This is a genomic window from Nostoc sp. CALU 1950, from assembly GCF_051172895.1.
GTDB lineage: Bacteria > Cyanobacteriota > Cyanobacteriia > Cyanobacteriales > Nostocaceae > Nostoc > Nostoc edaphicum_A.
In genome coordinates this window covers 1-269 of record NZ_JBDNJQ010000475.1, presented here as the reverse complement: position 1 = coordinate 269, position 269 = coordinate 1, and the positions used below count along the sequence as shown (strand labels likewise).

Genomic DNA, 269 nt, shown 5'->3' with positions numbered 1-269 from the left:
CACTAGCAGAAGCTAACTGTTGTCCATTGGGGCTGTAGGTGATACTATTGACCTCACTGCTATGACCAGTAAGGGATTTGAGGAGTTTACCACTGCTGACATCCCAGATTTTGATCGTCTTGTCAGCACTAGCAGAAGCTAACTGTTGTTCATCGGGGCTGTAGGCAACGCTCATGACCCCACTGCTATGACCAGTAAGGATTGTGGGGAGTTGACCACTGCTGACATCCCAGATTTTGATCGTCTTGTCAGCACTAGCAGAAGCTAAC

1 protein-coding gene is annotated in these 269 nt (G+C 48.3%); it reads right to left on the bottom strand.

What is annotated here, in order from left to right:
- On the bottom strand, positions 1-269 hold a 269-nt coding region (locus ABF638_RS38475), incomplete at both ends, for a WD40 repeat domain-containing protein (RefSeq protein WP_435027967.1).